The organism is Bacillus salipaludis (assembly GCF_030938565.1).
GTDB classification, from domain to species: Bacteria; Bacillota; Bacilli; order Bacillales; family Cytobacillaceae; genus Neobacillus; species Neobacillus salipaludis_A.
Map to the genome: position 1 here is coordinate 3,910,733 of NZ_JAVGVR010000001.1, position 16,128 is coordinate 3,926,860.

The window sequence follows — 16,128 nt, forward strand, 5'->3', positions numbered from 1 at the left end:
CACTTTTTAATTTCCAAATAAAATTCTGATTTCACCTATTAAAGTGATGTTGTATTCGTTTTTTGTCCTTTGACAATTAGGGAATCGAGCGAAAACAGTTTGCTTCCATTGATTGCGATAAAGATTGCCATTGCAAGGAATGCAAGATCTAATTCATAACCAGCCATTTGACCATTTCCTAAAAAACCTACTGCTAATTTTACTTTTAACGTTGCTCCAGCCATTAACAAAACAAATAATCCTGCAACCACTCTGCTTCCTAAACCAATAACAAGTAGAATACCTCCAAGGATTTCAAAAGAAGCTACAACATATGCCATGAATCCTGGTAATCCCATACTGCTAAACCAGCCGACAATATTTTCAATCCCGCCTTGGAACTTAGCTAACCCATGAATAAAAAATGTTATCCCTAATATTACACGTAAAATAATCGTACCAACCTCATATTTCTTCATCATTTTTTCTTCCTCCTCTATTTTTCCACTATAATTCTTTTCTAATTAATTCTTTAAACTGTTTATGATCCATTCCATAAAATCCTGCTGGTTCATTAATGAAACGGTATGTCCTTCATGATAGGTTTTGAACGTAACATCCGCACCTAACTCCCTGAAATATTCATCATTGGCCACTCCCCATTCATATGGAAGAACCTGATCCATATCACCATGAGAAATAAACAAAGACAAGTCATTGACTGGTTTGATATCATACTCCTCTTTAACGAAACCAGGAATATATCCACTGAGTGCAATAATTCCTTTGATCCGATTGCCTAATGTTAAACCAAGCGTCATCGAAACAATTGCACCTTGACTAAAACCAAGCAAATACAATTGATTTGGATCAATTGGGTATTGTTCGCTAGCATAATCAATAAAGCTGGTTAGCTTGCGAATTCCTTCATCAAACACCGATCGATGCGGTTTTCCATAGCCTTCAATCGTAAAGAAAGCATAGCCAGGCGGCTGTGTTAAATGTCCCCGAACACTAAAAATGAAAAACTTCTCTTCTAGTCCCTCTACTAAAGACAACATATTTTGTTCATTGCTGCCGATTCCGTGCATAACAAACAAGGCGGGATAGATTTTATTTGGGTCTGTTTGTTTTGGTCTTCTTAGTTCATAAATCATCGGTGAATTCATGAGTGATCATCCTTTCATTTATTTCTTTTACTAATAGGTTGGCTATTTATGAATATAAAATCCAAAACATTAGTATCCACATAATAATATTAAATTCATATTACAAAACTCAAAAGAAATAATATTTCCTAATATGAATATTATTTATTTATAAGATAACAATATTGCATATAGAATGTCAATTATTTTTTTGCTAATATATAATTATGTTTCCTATTAGAAAACTTACGAGGTGGTTATTCTGGATATTGGTTCAAAAATTCGCGCAATACGTAAGAGAAAAAAAATTACCATTGCCCAAATGTGTGAAAGTACTGGTCTTTCAAAAGGTTTTATCAGTAATGTGGAAAACAATAACACTTCCCCATCCATTAATACCTTGCAAACCATTGCTGAATTTCTGGAAGTACCATTGCCATATTTATTGTTAAAAAAAGAACACCATATGCGGGTAGTGAGGAAAAATGAGCGTTCGCAAACAACTTTTCATACGTTAAAAATCGAACATATTTCATCAAAAGGCGGATTGCGAATGATGAGTGTGGAGTTCCCCCTGGGGCGTCAATGGGGGAAGCGAATGCGCATGAAGGGGAAGAATGTCATTTGGTCTTAGAAGGCAAAGTCCTGGCGGAACAGGGAGAGGATTCCATTATTTTAGAAGAAGGCGATTCCTTTAGCTGGAATGCAAGTGTCCCGCATTTTGTTAAGAATATCGGTGACACAAAAGCAGTCGTATTAATTTCGATTTATTCAGATACAGAGCTGAGGGATTTGTTTTAAGATGAAAAAACAGCTGCGAATATCCGCAGCTGTTAATCATTTTTAAGCCCATACCAAAAGTTTGTCCAGATATTTGCAATCCTTGGTTTCATCTTTTCAGCACCATAAAAGGATAATTCAATGAAAATCCCGTCAATTAAACAATAGAAAGACATGATGAAATCCTCGATATTCCCTTCGCGAATTTCCCCTTTTTCCATCCCTTCCCTAATAAGCGTCCGAAAGATATCAGACATTTCTTCTTCAGAACGGAAAAACTGATGGTGTAATTGTTCCTTTAATGACTCTGGAGGAAAAACCATTGCTCTATTTAGAAAAGTGGATTGATCCTCAAACTCAATATAATATTCAAAAGTTACCTTAAGAATTTGAAGGAGCTGCTCTTCAGCTGTTAAACCTTTAATACTATCCATGATATTTTTAATTTTTTGAACATGAAACATCAAAATATTCTTGTAAATCGTCAGAAAAATCTCTTCTTTACTTTTGAAATGGTTATAAATAGAAGGCTTTTGAATCCCCACTGCCTTTGCAATTTCAGATAAGCTCGTTCCTTCATATCCATTTTTTGCGAAAAGTGATAATGCTGCTGCAATAATTTTATCTCTTGTCATAACTGTCCCCCGAAAAAATTACATCTTTCGTCAATTATAAACCCTAATGATACGAAAAGTCTAAAGGAGACAGTTTTCCTTCATAAAAAAAAGTTCTGTTTTGCCCAAAACAGAACTTTCTCAAGATTTATACCGTTTCTTTTTTAATCTTTAAGGTTGCTAAACTAGCAAATTCATGAACAAGCGTTGCTGCCAATAATGAGGTAATTCCTGTTGGGTCATAAGATGGCAATACCTCTACCAAGTCATAACCGATAAAATTGAAATCAGTTAAGGAGCGAACCATTTTCAATGTTTCAAGGCTACTAAATCCGCCTACTTCTAATGTTCCTGTTCCAGGTGCACAGGATGGATCAACGAAATCAATGTCAAATGTTAAGAAACATGGTGTGTCACCAATTACTTCTTTCATCTCACGTAAAACATCTGCAAAACCACGTTCACTAAGTTCTGGAGTAGTAACGACTTTGTAACCTAACTCATAGCTGGCATCTAAGTCACCCGGATCGTTCAATGTTCCTCTAATTCCAATCTGGAATACTTTTTCTGGGATTAATAATCCTTCTTCATAAGCACGAATAAATGGTGAACCGTGCCAGTATTTTTCATCATAATAAGTGTCCCAAGTATCTGTATGGGAATCAAAATGAATCATTGCCACTGGTCCATACTTTTTAGCTGCAGCACGGAGATTGGCTAAAGTCACAGAGTGGTCTCCACCTAAACCGATAGGAATAATATTTTTGTTCATTAAATCAGACACTGCTGCTTCAATTAATTGATAGCTGCGATGGATATTATGTGGAACTACTGAAATGTCACCAACATCGATGGCATTCGTATCTTCAAAAGGAAATACCTTATGAACTGGATGATAAGGAAATAATGTCATCGAAGACTGACGAATAGCTTGCGGTGCAAAACGTGCTCCGACCTTAAAGGAAGCAGCTGTATCAAAAGGCATCCCTATGATTGCTAACTTCGCATTTTCTCGTTCAACTGGTAATCGCATAAACGTTCCGCTTGTACAAAATTCTGGTTTTACATCAGGACTTAATGGGTATTTCATGATAATTTGTCTCCTTAAAATTAAGTATTAACTACCGGTAGTTAGTTTAATTAAATTATAAGGTGAAGGAATTGAATAGTCAAACAATTCTTTTAAAATATTTTTAAGATTTTAAGGCAACCTATACCGTTTTATTTCTAATAAGCGGACCGCTTCGAACATATAAAGGATTGTTTCTTTGCTTCCCTGATGAATTTTGGCCTTCATCGACCTTTTGAAGGACGTTTCTTCGCTTCCTTGATGAGTTTTGGCCTTCATCGACCTTATGAAGGACGTTCCCTTTGCTTCCTTGATGAATTTTGGCCTTCATCGACCTTATGAAGTACGTTCCTTCGCTTCCTTGATGAGTTTTGGCCTTCATCGACCTTTTGAAGGACATTTCTTTGCTTCCTTGATGAGTTTTGGCCTTCATCGACCTTATGAAGGACGTTTCTTCGCTTCCTTGATGAATTTTGGCCTTCATCGACCTTATGAAGGATTGTTTCTTTGCTTCCTTGATGAGTTTTGGCTTTCATCGACCTTATGAAGGACATTTCTTCGCTCCCCTGATGAGATTTGTCCTTCATCGACCTTATGAAGGACGTTTCTTCGCTTCCTTGATGAATTTTTGCCTTCATCGACCTTTTAAAGGACGTTTCTTCGCTTCCTTGATGAGTTTTGGCCTTCATCGACCTTATGAAGGACGTTTCTTCGCTTCCTTGATGAGTTTTGGCTTTCATCGACCTTATGAAGGACGTTCCCTTTGCTTCCCTGATGAATTTTGGCCTTCATCGACCTTTTGAAGGACGTTCCCTTTGCTTCCTTGATGAATTTTGGCCTTCATCGACCTTATGAAGGACGTTCCCTTTGCTTCCTTGATGAATTTTGGCCTTCATCGACCTTATGAAGGACGTTCCTTCGCTTCCTTGATGAGTTTTGGCCTTCATCGACCTTATGAAGGACGTTTCTTCGCTTGCTTGATGAGTTTTGGCCTTCATCGACCTTATGAAGGACGTTTCTTCGCTTCCTTGATGAATTTTGGCCTTCATCGACCTTTTGAAGGACATTTCTTTGCTTCCTTGATGAGTTTTGGCCTTCATCGACCTTATGAAGGACGTTTCTTCGCTTCCTTGATGAATTTTGGCCTTCATCGACCTTATGAAGGATTGTTTCTTTGCTTCCTTGATGAGTTTTGGCTTTCATCGACCTTATGAAGGACGTTCCCTTTGCTTCCTTGATGAGTTTTGGCCTTCATCGACCGTTTTATTTCTAATAAGCCGACCGCTTCGACCTTATGAAGGACGATTCTTCGCTTCCCTGATGAATTTTGGCCTTTATCGACCTTTTGCTCTTTTACATCTTTTTCTATACACAAAAACAATATGATAAAATAACATTACAAGGTTAGGTGGTGGAGATTTTGGAAAATTATCATGATTTATTAACAAAACAGCGAACTTTCTTTCAGAGTGGGAAAACAAAAGAAATTTCCTATCGAATTCAAGCCCTACAGGCACTGGGACAGTTGATCCGCACAAATGAAACGGAAATCATGGCCGCCTTAAAAAGAGATTTAAATAAAAGCGAATTTGACTCCTATATAACCGAAATTGGGATTGTTCTAGAGGAGATTCGCTTCTCCCTTAGGCATGTTAAAAAATGGGCCAAACCCAGAAAAGTAAAACCAGCACTTGCTCAAATTGGTTCCAAAAGCTATATCTATCCAGAACCGTACGGTGTAACTTTAATTATTTCCCCATGGAACTATCCATTCCAACTTGCGATTGCCCCATTAATTGGAGCAATTGCAGCAGGAAATTGCGCTGTTTTAAAGCCATCCGAGCTGACGCCGCAAACCTCAAAGCTATTGGCAACATTAATCGGACAAACCTTTCCTGAAGAATATATCACCGTTGTTGAAGGCGCCGTTGAAACAAGCAAGGCCCTTTTAAATGAAAACTTTGATTATATCTTCTTCACAGGTAGTGTTTCGGTCGGTAAAGTTATCATGGAAGCCGCTGCTAAAAATTTAACTCCCGTAACACTCGAATTGGGTGGGAAAAGTCCTTGTATTATACATAAGGATGCTAATCTAAAATTGGCAGCAAAACGGATTGCGTGGGGGAAATATTTAAATGCAGGACAAACCTGTGTGGCCCCTGATTATTTATATGTTCATCGTGACATTAAGGAAGAATTCTTGAACGCATTGGTTAACGCCATTGAAGAACTGTATAGTAACAATGTATTTAACAGTGGAGCATTTACAAAAATCGTCAGTGAGAGACATTTTAACCGCTTACTTGGTTTTCTTTCCAATGGAGAAGTTTACTACGGTGGAAAGCAGGAAATGAAATCACTTACCATTGAACCTACCATTCTTGATCACATATCGTGGAATGATTCCGTTATGCAGGATGAAATTTTCGGTCCCATCCTTCCTGTCCTAGAATATGATATTGCCGAAAAAATGGTTGAAAAAATAAATGCCCGGCCTAAGCCGCTATCCCTTTACCTTTTTTCAGAAAGCAATGAATTTCAGTCATTCATTTTAAATCAGATTTCATTCGGCGGCGGCTGTATTAACGATACGGTTTATCATCTCAGTTCCCCCTACCTGCCCTTTGGAGGCGTTGGCGAAAGCGGGATTGGAGCCTACCATGGGAAAGGTAGTTTTGACGTCTTTTCACATGAAAAAAGTGTCCTAAAACAAACAACCTCTTTTGATCTGCCCTTCCGCTATCCGAACCGCAAAAACGCTCTAAAACAAATTAAAATGTTTATAAAATAAACCCAGCCAAATGGCTGGGTTTAGCTTTTTATTTGTATAAATAATTCATCATATTTTTTGGCTAAGTCAAAATCTAAAGCCGTTAACCCTTTCGCATGCCAAGAAGTAATCCTTAACGTAACCATTTTATAATCAATGGAAATAAACGGATGATGATTGACCTTCTCTGACAGGTTGGCCACTTGCTGAACAAACTCCACACCATTTAAATATTCATTGAAGCGATACTTTCGTTCAATCCATTTTGTGTCTGTCAGCTTCCAACTTGGAACAGACGTTAATTTCTCTTGAATTTCCTGATCATTTAATTTTTCCATTTTCCTCTCCCCCTTAAACATTAAAGACACTACTTTATAAAAAGAAAGCAGTGTCTTATTTCTTTAGCTGATTTGTTCTTCATTATTTTCTAAATTTATTAATAACCGTTTATTTGGAATTTGCGTGAGGTTTGCCTTTTTTAATAAGTAGGATAAATGTTCGACAGGCATGGAACCTCGACCTTTGTTTTCTCCGAGACTAAATTGGACTGTAACTCCATTATTACTAGTGATTGTCATCGTTTCGGCGGAATTGAAATTACCTTGAATTCCTTGAGAAATTTGATACTTTGTTCCTTCTTCTATTAGCATTTGAGAACTCCTTTTACTCATTTACTAATAGTATGCCTCAGGTAAATTTATACATACATAATTTTACCATATTCGGAGACAACCCTCTCCTTATATTTAATTATCTTTTTCAGATTATTATGTTAAATGTTTTAAAAACCTTTCAATTCCCAGTTCTCCTTTTGCATTTATGTGTTATAATGTTTTTCGGCATAAGTATAGAATTATACTAAATGCGGGTGGGAGAGGGAGAATACGAAAGTGTGATAAATAATGAAGGGAGTTTTCAAGCTTAAAGAACACAAAACAAATTTGAAAAAGGAGGTTATGGCAGGGTTTACATCATTTTTTTCCATCGTCTATATTATTGCAGTAAATGGACATATTTTGCATGACTCAGGAATGCCGCTCGAAGCAGGAATCATTGCAACCATATTTGCCTCGCTTGTGGGATGCTTGCTCGCAGCCTTTGTTCCAAATGCACCATTAATGATTGTTCCCGGAATGGGCATTAATGCCTTATTTACGTATACCTTTGTTGGATCGATGGGATTAAGTTATCAGGAAGCTTTAGGAGCGGTTGTTGTTTCCGGAGTGTTATTTGCGATTATCGCTTTTTCCAAATTAGCTTCGATTATTTCAAAATCGATTCCATCATCATTAAAGGAAGCTATCACTGTAGGAATTGGCTTGTTTATCGCTTTTATCGGCCTGCAAAAAAGCGGCCTTATAGTAGAGAACCCGAATAATTTCGTGGCTTTAGGTGACTTATCGTCTCCGATAGTGCTAGCTTCTATTATTAATCTAGTGATTACCTTGTTTTTATTTTTAAAAAAGGTTCCGGGGAATTTTTTAATTAGTATCATTTTAGGTACACTAACATCCTATTTTTTAGGTGTGATTGATTTTTCACATATGGACAAAGGATTCATTTCATTAGTCGATTATCGAAATGTATTTTTGAGCTTTGACTTTGGAAAAATTGCCACGATCCCATTTTGGACTGCAACCTTCTCACTTACATTAGTGTTAGTATTTGAGAACATAGGAATCCTGCATTCCCAAGTGGATGGGATGCTTAAGGCACCTGAGAAAAATGGTAAAGCATTGCGTGCAGTTTCCATTTCTGCAATTTTGTGCGGACTTTTAGGTACCAGCCCTCCGGTTTCAACGGTTGAATCGGCTGCTGGAATTACTGCTGGTGGAAGAACGGGTTTAACCTCTGTTGTAACAGGTTTCCTTATTTTAATGTCCCTTTTCTTCCTGCCTTTGATCAAATTGGTACCAAATTCAGCGATCGCACCAATATTGATTATTCTGGGCGGATTAATGTTAACAAATATTGTCAACATTGACTTTACGGATTTTACAGAAGCATTTCCTGCTTTTTTAATCATCCTGATGATTCCGTTAACCTATAGTATCGTTGATGGAATTGCTTTCGGATTTATTGCTTATCCGTTAGTCAAGCTGTTTACAAATAAACACAAACAATTATCAATACCGATATTTATTATTTCTTTCTTATTTTTAACAAATTTTCTTTTGCATTCAATTGGATAATTAAGAATGGGGACTTTCTTTTGGAAGTCCCCTTAATCTTATTTTGATTTTAAGTTCTACTGGTTCATTCTCTTTTTTATGCCCCACAGGAAAATTTTATACATATTTGCATGAATGTCCTCAATTTACACATAATAAGATAAAAAATTTTTTGAGGGAATTTTTCTATGAACAATCATTCGTTTGGCACACCAAAAGAGTTTAAAAACTGGATTGAATGTTTATCCAAATCCAATGACTTTGTTCACGGGCACACCTCGTTAAAAGCTTCGAATCCTTTTTGGCTCTCATACTATCGAACACTTATTTCTTCAGATACCCTCCATAAAGATGTATTACCCTTTTTGGAGGATCGATTTGAATTAGAGGAATTAAAAAATAAGATTCCAGTCCAAGAGATTATTTATACAGAAGATTCTGACGAAATCATTCAAAACCTTATGAATGGTTATATAGCTATTCATAAGAATAAAAATGATAAAGCATGTTTATTAATCAACATTGCCAACAGTAAATTCCGAGATTTTAGTTTGCCAATTATGGAAGCTTCTGCTATTGGTCCCCAAGTGGCTTTTATCGAAGAATTAGACTCCAATATTAATCTGATTCGAAAAAAACTACCGATACCCAATTTGCTTGTCAAGGAAATAACGGTTGGAGAACTGTCCAAAACAAAAGTAGCGGTTCTATATATAGATGGAATTGCTGACCAAGAAAATGTAAACACGGTAATTCAAAGAATAAATGATGTTCAGTATGATCATATTCAAGACAGCTCCTATATCTCTTCGATGATTGAAGATAATTCAAATTCCTTGTTTCCGCAATCGATTTCCACTGAAAGAGCAGATAGAGTTGCTGCAGGCCTATCAGAAGGAAAAATTATTATTGCAGTGGACGGTTCACCAAATCTGGTTATTATTCCAGTTACGTTTATGGAATCGTTTATTGCCATGGAAGATTACAGTTACCCTTGGATTATTGGAAACTTCTTCCGCTTATTACGTCTGGTTGCTATTTTCATATCCATGCTCGCAAGTCCAATGTATGTTGCGATCATGACCTACCATTATGAATTAATCCCTGCACGCTTACTTGAAACACTTGTTGGATCAAGAGCCTCCGTCCCCTTCCCACCTTTTTTAGAGGCATTTATTTTAGAAATAATGATTGAAATGGTAAAAGAGGCAGGTATTCGGTTACCAATGAAAATAGGCCAATCCCTTGGTGTTGTCGGTGGTATCGTTATCGGGCAAGCAGTGGTTGAAGCGGGACTAACTAGTAATGTATTGCTTATATTGGTTGGACTGGGGACATTATCATCCTATACATCTCCTGTCTATACATTTAGCAACACTGTGCGATTTATTAAGTTTCCAGTTATTTTTCTTGCCCAATGGTTCGGTTTATTTGGGGTGTTTTTTGGTTTCCAGTTTACAATATTGCATTTATTAAGGTTAACATCACTAGGACGTCCCTATTTAAGCCAATATCCAATACGGATTACTGCGTTTCAAGATTTATGGGTTAGACTGCCTTTTTCCATGCAAAAAAGATATCCTATAAACTTGAGACCGCAAAAAAAGATAAAATCGACAGGTACTAAAAAGAACCCAGAACCGGTGAATGATTTTTATGAATAAATCGTAAAGGAGTATTCCAATTGCAGGTGAGTATTAGGCATCAAGTATCTCCTTATTTAGTCTTTTTTATTGTCTATAATTCACAGGTGGGTGTAGGCATTTTAAGTTTCCAAAGGACCATTGCCGAGAAGGCAGGCTATGATGCTTGGATTGGTGTATTAGTTTCAGGGTGCATAGTACAACTATTTATATGGATGACGTTTAAATTATTGGAAAAGGCAAATGGAGATATTGTTGATGTACATCATTGTATATTTGGAAAACTCTCGGGGAATTTTTTTAGTTTTATTATTATGTTCTATTATTGGCTCGCAAGTTTATCCGTTATTCTTGCATTTATAAGGATTATTCAAGTATGGATGTTTCCTACTATGCCTTCTTGGATACTTTCTACTTTAATCTTAATTTTAGTGTATTATTGTGTATCTGGAGGTTTTCGGGTCGTTGTAGGTGTCTCTTTTATGTCATTTATTTTTCCACAAATTATATTAATCGTTTTATATATTTTCCCATTAAAAATTGCTCATTTTTCAAATTTGCTGCCTGTGCTGGACCACTCCTTCAGGGATTTGGCCGATTCAATCAAAAGTTCAATGTATACATTAGCAGGGACTGAGACGTTATTAATGTATTATCCATTTATCCGAGAACCAATAAATTCAAAAAAATTTGCTCATTTAGGTGTATTTTTTACTACTTTGCTTTATACACTTTCTTCAATTGTTTCCTTTACCTTTTATAGTGAAGATCAGATTAAAACAACCATTTGGCCAGAGTTATCATTAACAAAAATAATAAAGTTATCTTATTTAGAAAGATTTGAGTACCTATATATCTCACTATATTTACTCATTGTCACAGCATTACTTTCACTTTTATTATGGTGTGCAAGCAGAGGGTTGAAAAGGATATTTAATATAAAGCAAAAGTATACCTTACTTTACATAAGCCTTTTAATTATCATTATTAGTCATTTTTCAAACGACTTATTTATCGAATTACTGGATAAATATGTAATCCAAATGAATCTTTGGTTATTTTATGGGTATATCCCAATACTCCTCATTATCTTTTCTTTCTTAAAAAGGGGTAAGCAAAATGGTTAATCGATTAGTACTATGGGTAATTTTGATTTTTTTATTAGCAGGGTGTTCCTTTCTCCCAACTTATATTGTTAATGAAATCAATATGGCACAAGGTGTTGGGTATGATCTGTCCAAAAAAAATGAAATAAAGGGAACGTTTGTATTTTCCACCTTTAAAAAAGATAAATCCTACACGGAAGCTAAAACCAACTTTGGGTTATCTAGTAAAGAAATTAGAACCAAAATAAGTAACGAAACACGTTTTCCAATCGTAAGTGGACAGATGCGAATACAACTTTTCGGTAAGTCGTTAGCAAAAAAAGGAATTAATGATCTCGTTGACACTTTTAATCGGGATCCTTCTATAGGAAGTCTAGTCCAGCTTGGAATAGTCGATGGCGATCCACATGAAATGCTGCAAATGAAGAATTTCAAAAATGAAAATATTTCAATCTATATTCAAGAAATGCTAAATCAGAATATGCAATTTGGAAATATACCTCAAACTGATTTACAAACTTTTTTATTTCAATATTATCAAAAAGGACAGGATCCCTATTTACCTTTAATCAAAAAAGATGATGATAATATTAAAATAATTGGAATGGCTATTCTTAAAGATGATCGATATATTTTCCCTTTATTTTGGAAAGATTTATTCATTTTTAAATGTTTGGTTGACAAATATAGACATGGGATGCACCAATTCATATTAAAAAACGGTGATAGGGTGCTTCTTGATAATCTTGCTTCTAAAGCTAAATACAAAGTAATAACAAGAAAAGGTAAACCAGAATTCACAATTAATCTGAAATTGAAAACCAGACTTCAAGAGTTCTCTTCACCGAGGAAAGAATGGGTCAAAATTAATAAAAAGGAAATTCAAAAAGAAATTGAGAGACAATTAGAAAATAATGCAATAAAAATCATCCGCCAATTTCAACATTATGGTGTTGATCCTATAGGTTTTGGTGCAAAATATAAAGAACACAATCGAGGATTTCACGAAAAAAAATGGAATTCACTCTATCCTTCCACAAATGTTCAGGTAAATGTCATGGTTAACATAAAACAAACCGGTACTGTTGATTAAGTCATAACTTTAAAAAACAAAAAGAGAGGTTTTATCCCCTCTTTTTGTTTTTTAATCCTCTTTATCCATAGATTTCTCAAACGCATAAGAAACCTTTGTAAATTCTTCATCACTTTCAATGGCTGATAAATCTCCGTCCTCATCCACTTTTAAGAAGAAAATATCGATATCTTCCTCGGTTTCCTGCCTCACGTCTTCAACAAAACCGACGGCTACATAGTCCGTTCCTTCAATGGTTAAAACGCCCAATACCTCAACTTCTTGCTCCTCATCATCTGTATCACCAATCGTAAAAACTTCGCCTACTTCAACCTTTTCCATTTTGTTATTCTCCTCTCTTTTTCCAATTTGGTCTTAAAAACAGTATCCCAAAACAGGACAAATTCCATGCTGAAATTGTCCTATTTTGTATTTTATTTCACCTGAATTGTCATTTCTTGCGCTTTCCAGGAAAATACTCGGGAAATTTTTTAAAGGAAAGAAAAATACCTCTGTCGAATAGTTGAACATGGAGGTGTTTTATGAATACTGAAGTAATAGAGAAAATTGTCGGATGCATGGCATCAAATAATGAAATGTCAGATATTCAAAGAATCCAGACGAAACATCGTATTCAATTAGCTAAGTACTGGAAGATTGAAGAAGGGAAAAAGATACTTGAGGTAGGCTGTGGGCAAGGAGACACAACAGCTGTATTAGCCCATTTTGTCGGAGAAAAGGGAATGGTGCATGGAATTGATATCGGCTCGCCCAGTTACGGAAGCCCTATTTCCCTAGGAGATTCCGCTGAGTTTTTGAAAAAATCAAAACTAGGAAAACAAATTAAAATCGATTTTGATACCGATTTACTATCTCCTCATGTAGATTTTCCTGAGAATTCCTTTGATTACATTGTATTGTCACATTGTTCTTGGTACTTAAAATCTCACGATGAATTAACTGCAGTCCTAAAAAAAGTGAAAAAATGGGGAAAACGTCTTTTGTTTGCAGAATGGGATACACAAATCACCGAGATGGAACAGTACCCTCACCTCCTTTCTATTCTCATCCAGGTGCAATATGAAGCTTATAAAATGGAAAGTGATTCGAATGTTCGAACACTCTTTACTTCTAAAGATTTTAGGGAGATTGTCAAAAGCGCGGGTTGGAAAATTTTAAAAGAGACCACGATCCATTCGCCGGATTTGCAAGATGGGACATGGGAGGTAAATAAAGTATTAACTGATCTAAATGATGAACTTCATGAGCTCCATCATATGCCGATAAAAATTAGGAATCTTATTCAATCTGAAGTAAAGATGTTGGAAGAAACCATTAAGTCAAAAATAATTAAGCCTTTGTCTGTCTATGCCTTCATAGCAGAATAAATCACTCATACTAGCTCCACATTGGCTTGGTTTCCAGGCCATTTTTGTTTTCCAGCACATCCCCTCGTTGTTCCTCTCATCAAACCATTACCCAAATAATCCAAAACATAAAACATGATTCATCATAACTTATATGCATAAGTATTATGCATATTAACAATTAGAAGTTATCTAAAAATAGGAGTATGATAAAGGAGTAAATAAAAAAAACGGATGTGGATTTCAAATGGAATGGGATCAAATCAATTATTTTCAAACCGTAGCAAAGGTCCAGCATTTTACAAAGGCGGCAAAACTACTATCCATATCCCAACCGGCACTTAGTCGATCCATTGCTAATCTTGAAGAAGAATTAGGTGTTCAGCTTTTTGATCGGAAAGGAAGGAATATATATTTAAATCGTTATGGAGACATGTTCTTAAATCGCGTGGAGCAATCCATTAAGCAAATTGAAATAGGCAAACAAGAAATTTGGGATGAAATCCACCCTGACTACGGATCGATTGCATTGTCCTTCTTACCTTCACTTGGCACGAGTGTGATACCGAAAATATTAAGTTCTTATCAAAGTGAATTTGCTCATGTTAAATTTCAATTACATCAAGCATCCAATCAGCAAATTATTAATCAAGTAAAATCGAGAAAAGTGGACCTCGCGCTCATTATGCAGTTACACGATGATAAAGAACTCATTTACGAGCCGCTTTTAACCGAGGATTTGTTCCTGATTGTTTCAAATGATCACTGGTTGGCTGACCATAAGGAAGTAGATTTAAAAATAATTGAAAACGAACCGATCATCTCCTTTAAAGATGGCTATGAATTACAAGCCATTATTCATCATTTATGCCACAAAGCAGGGTTTACACCCAATGTAGTGTTTGAAGGAGAGGATGTGGGCACGGTTTCCGGATTGGTTGGTGCAAAATTAGGTGTTTCTCTAGTGCCTGATTTACAGGTATTGGATAAAAGCAAAATCAGACTTATCCGCGTAAATAACCCTATATGCAAGAGGGAAATAGGAATTGCATATTTAAAAGATTGTTACAAATCCCCTGTTGTCGAACGTTTTATTCCGTTTGTACAACGTTTATTTAAAACCAAATAAAGGAGTATCCATTAAAAATGAGCTATATTCAGCGTGGGACACGAACATTTAAAATGGTTAATTTAGCTTTATTTGCCGGTGGTTTTAGTACGTTTGCTATCCTTTGGGGTACACAGCCTCTGCTGCCGGATATCTCAAAGGAATTCCATGTTTCACCGGCCATGTCTAGTTTAAGTCTTTCATCTACAACCATTGCGTTGTCGATTAGTCTTTTAATTGCCGGTTCATTATCGGAAGTTTTTGGGCGCAAATCGGTTATGACAATTTCTTTAGTTTTATCATCGATTCTTGCGCTTTTAACGGCCTTTACGCCAAATTTTCATCTATTACTCTTGGGCAGAATCCTTCAAGGAATTTCACTTGCTGGTTTGCCTGCTGTGGCGATGGCTTATTTAGGAGAGGAAATCGAACCGAAAAGCTTAGGCATGGCGATGGGGTTATACATCAGCGGGAACTCAATTGGCGGCATGTCCGGCCGGATCATCAGCGGGATTTTAACTGATTATTTTAACTGGCATGTGGCGTTAATTGGGATTGGAATCATTAGTTTATTAGCAAGTGTTGTATTTATATTTACCTTACCGCAATCAACCCATTTTCAGCCACAAAGGTTTGCGATGAAACCACTTGTTCGCTCCTTGTTTAGCCAATTTAAGGAACCTGGACTGCTTTACTTATTTCTAATTGGCTTTTTATTGATGGGAAGTTTTGTTTCATTATACAACTATATCGGATTTCAGTTAATCAAACCGCCGTATTCTTTAAGTCAAACCTTGGTTGGATTTATTTTTATCGTGTATATTGTCGGAACCTTTAGTTCAACATGGATGGGAATGCTTGCGGACCAGCATGGAAAAAGGAAAATTTTACAGTTATCCTTGTTGATTTTATTAGTTGGGGTTTTCATCACATTAAACTCCAATTTATGGGTGAAAATTTTAGGTATCGCTATTTTTACTTACGGCTTTTTTGCTGCTCATTCGATAGCAAGCGGCTGGCTTGGCAAGACGGCAACTCACGATAAAGCACAGGCTGCTTCCTTATATTTATTTTTCTACTATGCAGGATCAAGTATTGGTGGAACCGTAAGCGGGATCTTCTACAGTGATTTCGGCTGGATGGGGGTTGTCTTGATGATTGGCAGTCTTGCAATTATTTCCATTCTGGTATCGGTTCGTTTAGGAAATATTTCAAAAAAGAAATCACCGGTTTCTACTCATAAACAATTGATAAAAAGCATTTAACGGGCAAAACCAATTTGGTTTGCCCGCTTTTTTAAA

17 protein-coding genes and 1 pseudogene are annotated in these 16,128 nt (G+C 36.1%); 9 read left to right on the top strand and 9 right to left on the bottom strand.

Translation table 11 applies throughout. The annotated features are described in order from the left end of the window. Positions 1-38: 38 nt before the first annotated feature. Complete coding sequence (locus tag RCG21_RS19430) at positions 39-461, bottom strand: DoxX family protein (protein ID WP_133335280.1); 423 nt, start codon at positions 459-461, stop codon at positions 39-41. 42 nt (positions 462-503) lie between these two features. Then, positions 504-1,148 carry an alpha/beta hydrolase gene (locus tag RCG21_RS19435; RefSeq protein ID WP_133335278.1) on the bottom strand — a complete coding sequence of 215 codons (645 nt, stop codon included), beginning with the start codon at positions 1,146-1,148 and terminating at the stop codon, positions 504-506. A gap of 241 nt (positions 1,149-1,389) precedes the next feature. On the opposite strand from RCG21_RS19435, the pseudogene RCG21_RS19440 reads away from it, so the two are divergent. Continuing rightward, positions 1,390-1,928: pseudogene (locus tag RCG21_RS19440) on the top strand (helix-turn-helix domain-containing protein). A 32-nt stretch (positions 1,929-1,960) separates the two neighbouring features. Here RCG21_RS19440 and RCG21_RS19445 read toward each other — a convergent pair. The 4 genes from RCG21_RS19445 to RCG21_RS19460 form a co-directional block, all read right to left on the bottom strand. Continuing rightward, entirely contained in the window at positions 1,961-2,542 is a 582-nt protein-coding gene (locus RCG21_RS19445) for a TetR/AcrR family transcriptional regulator (protein ID WP_308913645.1), read from the bottom strand. A gap of 127 nt (positions 2,543-2,669) precedes the next feature. Then, entirely contained in the window at positions 2,670-3,611 is a 942-nt protein-coding gene (gene speB, locus RCG21_RS19450) for an agmatinase (RefSeq protein ID WP_133335274.1), read from the bottom strand. Between the two features lie 263 nt (positions 3,612-3,874). Beyond that, a complete protein-coding gene (locus RCG21_RS19455) occupies positions 3,875-4,330 on the bottom strand; it encodes a hypothetical protein (protein WP_308913646.1) in 456 nt (151 codons plus the stop codon). Positions 4,331-4,439: 109 nt separating this feature from the next. Beyond that, the gene (locus tag RCG21_RS19460; RefSeq protein ID WP_308913647.1) at positions 4,440-4,793 is read right to left on the bottom strand and encodes a hypothetical protein; all 354 of its coding nucleotides are present in this window, start codon (positions 4,791-4,793) and stop codon (positions 4,440-4,442) included. A gap of 217 nt (positions 4,794-5,010) precedes the next feature. Here RCG21_RS19460 and RCG21_RS19465 point away from each other — a divergent pair, with 217 nt between their 5' ends. Next, positions 5,011-6,381 (top strand): aldehyde dehydrogenase, encoded by a 1,371-nt coding sequence (locus tag RCG21_RS19465; RefSeq protein ID WP_308913648.1) that lies wholly within the window; start codon positions 5,011-5,013, stop codon positions 6,379-6,381. A gap of 20 nt (positions 6,382-6,401) precedes the next feature. Here RCG21_RS19465 and RCG21_RS19470 read toward each other — a convergent pair whose 3' ends face one another. Both RCG21_RS19470 and RCG21_RS19475 read right to left on the bottom strand, forming a co-directional pair. Next, positions 6,402-6,698, bottom strand: a complete 297-nt coding sequence (locus RCG21_RS19470; protein WP_308913649.1) for a 4a-hydroxytetrahydrobiopterin dehydratase — start codon at positions 6,696-6,698, stop codon at positions 6,402-6,404. Positions 6,699-6,761: 63 nt separating this feature from the next. Continuing rightward, the gene (locus RCG21_RS19475) at positions 6,762-7,010 is read right to left on the bottom strand and encodes a hypothetical protein (protein WP_133335264.1); all 249 of its coding nucleotides are present in this window, start codon (positions 7,008-7,010) and stop codon (positions 6,762-6,764) included. A 252-nt stretch (positions 7,011-7,262) separates the two neighbouring features. Here RCG21_RS19475 and RCG21_RS19480 point away from each other — a divergent pair, with 252 nt between their 5' ends. The 4 genes from RCG21_RS19480 to RCG21_RS19495 all read left to right on the top strand — a co-directional run bounded on the left by RCG21_RS19480 (position 7,263) and on the right by RCG21_RS19495 (position 12,373). Next, positions 7,263-8,552 (top strand): NCS2 family permease, encoded by a 1,290-nt coding sequence (locus tag RCG21_RS19480; protein WP_133335261.1) that lies wholly within the window; start codon positions 7,263-7,265, stop codon positions 8,550-8,552. A gap of 167 nt (positions 8,553-8,719) precedes the next feature. Then, positions 8,720-10,195, top strand: coding sequence for a spore germination protein (locus RCG21_RS19485; protein WP_308913650.1), 1,476 nt, complete (start codon positions 8,720-8,722; stop codon positions 10,193-10,195). A gap of 26 nt (positions 10,196-10,221) precedes the next feature. Continuing rightward, positions 10,222-11,301: a GerAB/ArcD/ProY family transporter gene (locus RCG21_RS19490; protein WP_308914283.1), complete on the top strand. Its 1,080-nt coding sequence runs from the start codon at positions 10,222-10,224 to the stop codon at positions 11,299-11,301. Further along, a complete protein-coding gene (locus RCG21_RS19495) occupies positions 11,294-12,373 on the top strand; it encodes a Ger(x)C family spore germination protein (RefSeq protein WP_308913651.1) in 1,080 nt (359 codons plus the stop codon). Before RCG21_RS19490 ends, RCG21_RS19495 begins: the two co-directional genes overlap by 8 nt. A 51-nt stretch (positions 12,374-12,424) precedes the next feature. Here RCG21_RS19495 and RCG21_RS19500 read toward each other — a convergent pair whose 3' ends face one another. Next, the gene (locus RCG21_RS19500; RefSeq protein ID WP_133335253.1) at positions 12,425-12,694 is read right to left on the bottom strand and encodes a DUF1292 domain-containing protein; all 270 of its coding nucleotides are present in this window, start codon (positions 12,692-12,694) and stop codon (positions 12,425-12,427) included. 200 nt (positions 12,695-12,894) lie between these two features. Between RCG21_RS19500 and RCG21_RS19505 the strand changes: the two genes are divergently transcribed. The 3 genes from RCG21_RS19505 to RCG21_RS19515 all read left to right on the top strand — a co-directional run bounded on the left by RCG21_RS19505 (position 12,895) and on the right by RCG21_RS19515 (position 16,092). After that, positions 12,895-13,740, top strand: coding sequence for a class I SAM-dependent methyltransferase (locus tag RCG21_RS19505; RefSeq protein ID WP_308913652.1), 846 nt, complete (start codon positions 12,895-12,897; stop codon positions 13,738-13,740). Positions 13,741-13,966: 226 nt separating this feature from the next. Beyond that, positions 13,967-14,848 carry a LysR family transcriptional regulator gene (locus RCG21_RS19510; protein WP_133335249.1) on the top strand — a complete coding sequence of 294 codons (882 nt, stop codon included), beginning with the start codon at positions 13,967-13,969 and terminating at the stop codon, positions 14,846-14,848. 17 nt (positions 14,849-14,865) lie between these two features. Further along, complete coding sequence (locus tag RCG21_RS19515) at positions 14,866-16,092, top strand: MFS transporter (RefSeq protein WP_133335247.1); 1,227 nt, start codon at positions 14,866-14,868, stop codon at positions 16,090-16,092. The last annotated feature ends 36 nt before the right edge of the window (positions 16,093-16,128 follow it).

Bases quoted from the DNA above. Each gene is read 5' to 3' on its own strand.
- RCG21_RS19430 (WP_133335280.1), bottom strand. From the start codon at position 461: ATGATGAAGAAATATGAGGTTGGTACGATTATTTTACGTGTAATATTA.
- RCG21_RS19435 (WP_133335278.1), bottom strand. From the start codon at position 1,148: ATGAATTCACCGATGATTTATGAACTAAGAAGACCAAAACAAACAGAC.
- RCG21_RS19445 (WP_308913645.1), bottom strand. From the start codon at position 2,542: ATGACAAGAGATAAAATTATTGCAGCAGCATTATCACTTTTCGCAAAA.
- speB (WP_133335274.1), bottom strand. From the start codon at position 3,611: ATGAAATACCCATTAAGTCCTGATGTAAAACCAGAATTTTGTACAAGC.
- RCG21_RS19455 (WP_308913646.1), bottom strand. From the start codon at position 4,330: ATGAAAGCCAAAACTCATCAAGGAAGCGAAGAAACGTCCTTCATAAGG.
- RCG21_RS19460 (WP_308913647.1), bottom strand. From the start codon at position 4,793: ATGAAAGCCAAAACTCATCAAGGAAGCAAAGAAACAATCCTTCATAAG.
- RCG21_RS19470 (WP_308913649.1), bottom strand. From the start codon at position 6,698: ATGGAAAAATTAAATGATCAGGAAATTCAAGAGAAATTAACGTCTGTT.
- RCG21_RS19475 (WP_133335264.1), bottom strand. From the start codon at position 7,010: ATGCTAATAGAAGAAGGAACAAAGTATCAAATTTCTCAAGGAATTCAA.
- RCG21_RS19480 (WP_133335261.1), top strand. From the start codon at position 7,263: ATGAAGGGAGTTTTCAAGCTTAAAGAACACAAAACAAATTTGAAAAAG.
- RCG21_RS19485 (WP_308913650.1), top strand. From the start codon at position 8,720: ATGAACAATCATTCGTTTGGCACACCAAAAGAGTTTAAAAACTGGATT.
- RCG21_RS19495 (WP_308913651.1), top strand. From the start codon at position 11,294: ATGGTTAATCGATTAGTACTATGGGTAATTTTGATTTTTTTATTAGCA.
- RCG21_RS19500 (WP_133335253.1), bottom strand. From the start codon at position 12,694: ATGGAAAAGGTTGAAGTAGGCGAAGTTTTTACGATTGGTGATACAGAT.
- RCG21_RS19505 (WP_308913652.1), top strand. From the start codon at position 12,895: ATGAATACTGAAGTAATAGAGAAAATTGTCGGATGCATGGCATCAAAT.
- RCG21_RS19510 (WP_133335249.1), top strand. From the start codon at position 13,967: ATGGAATGGGATCAAATCAATTATTTTCAAACCGTAGCAAAGGTCCAG.
- RCG21_RS19515 (WP_133335247.1), top strand. From the start codon at position 14,866: ATGAGCTATATTCAGCGTGGGACACGAACATTTAAAATGGTTAATTTA.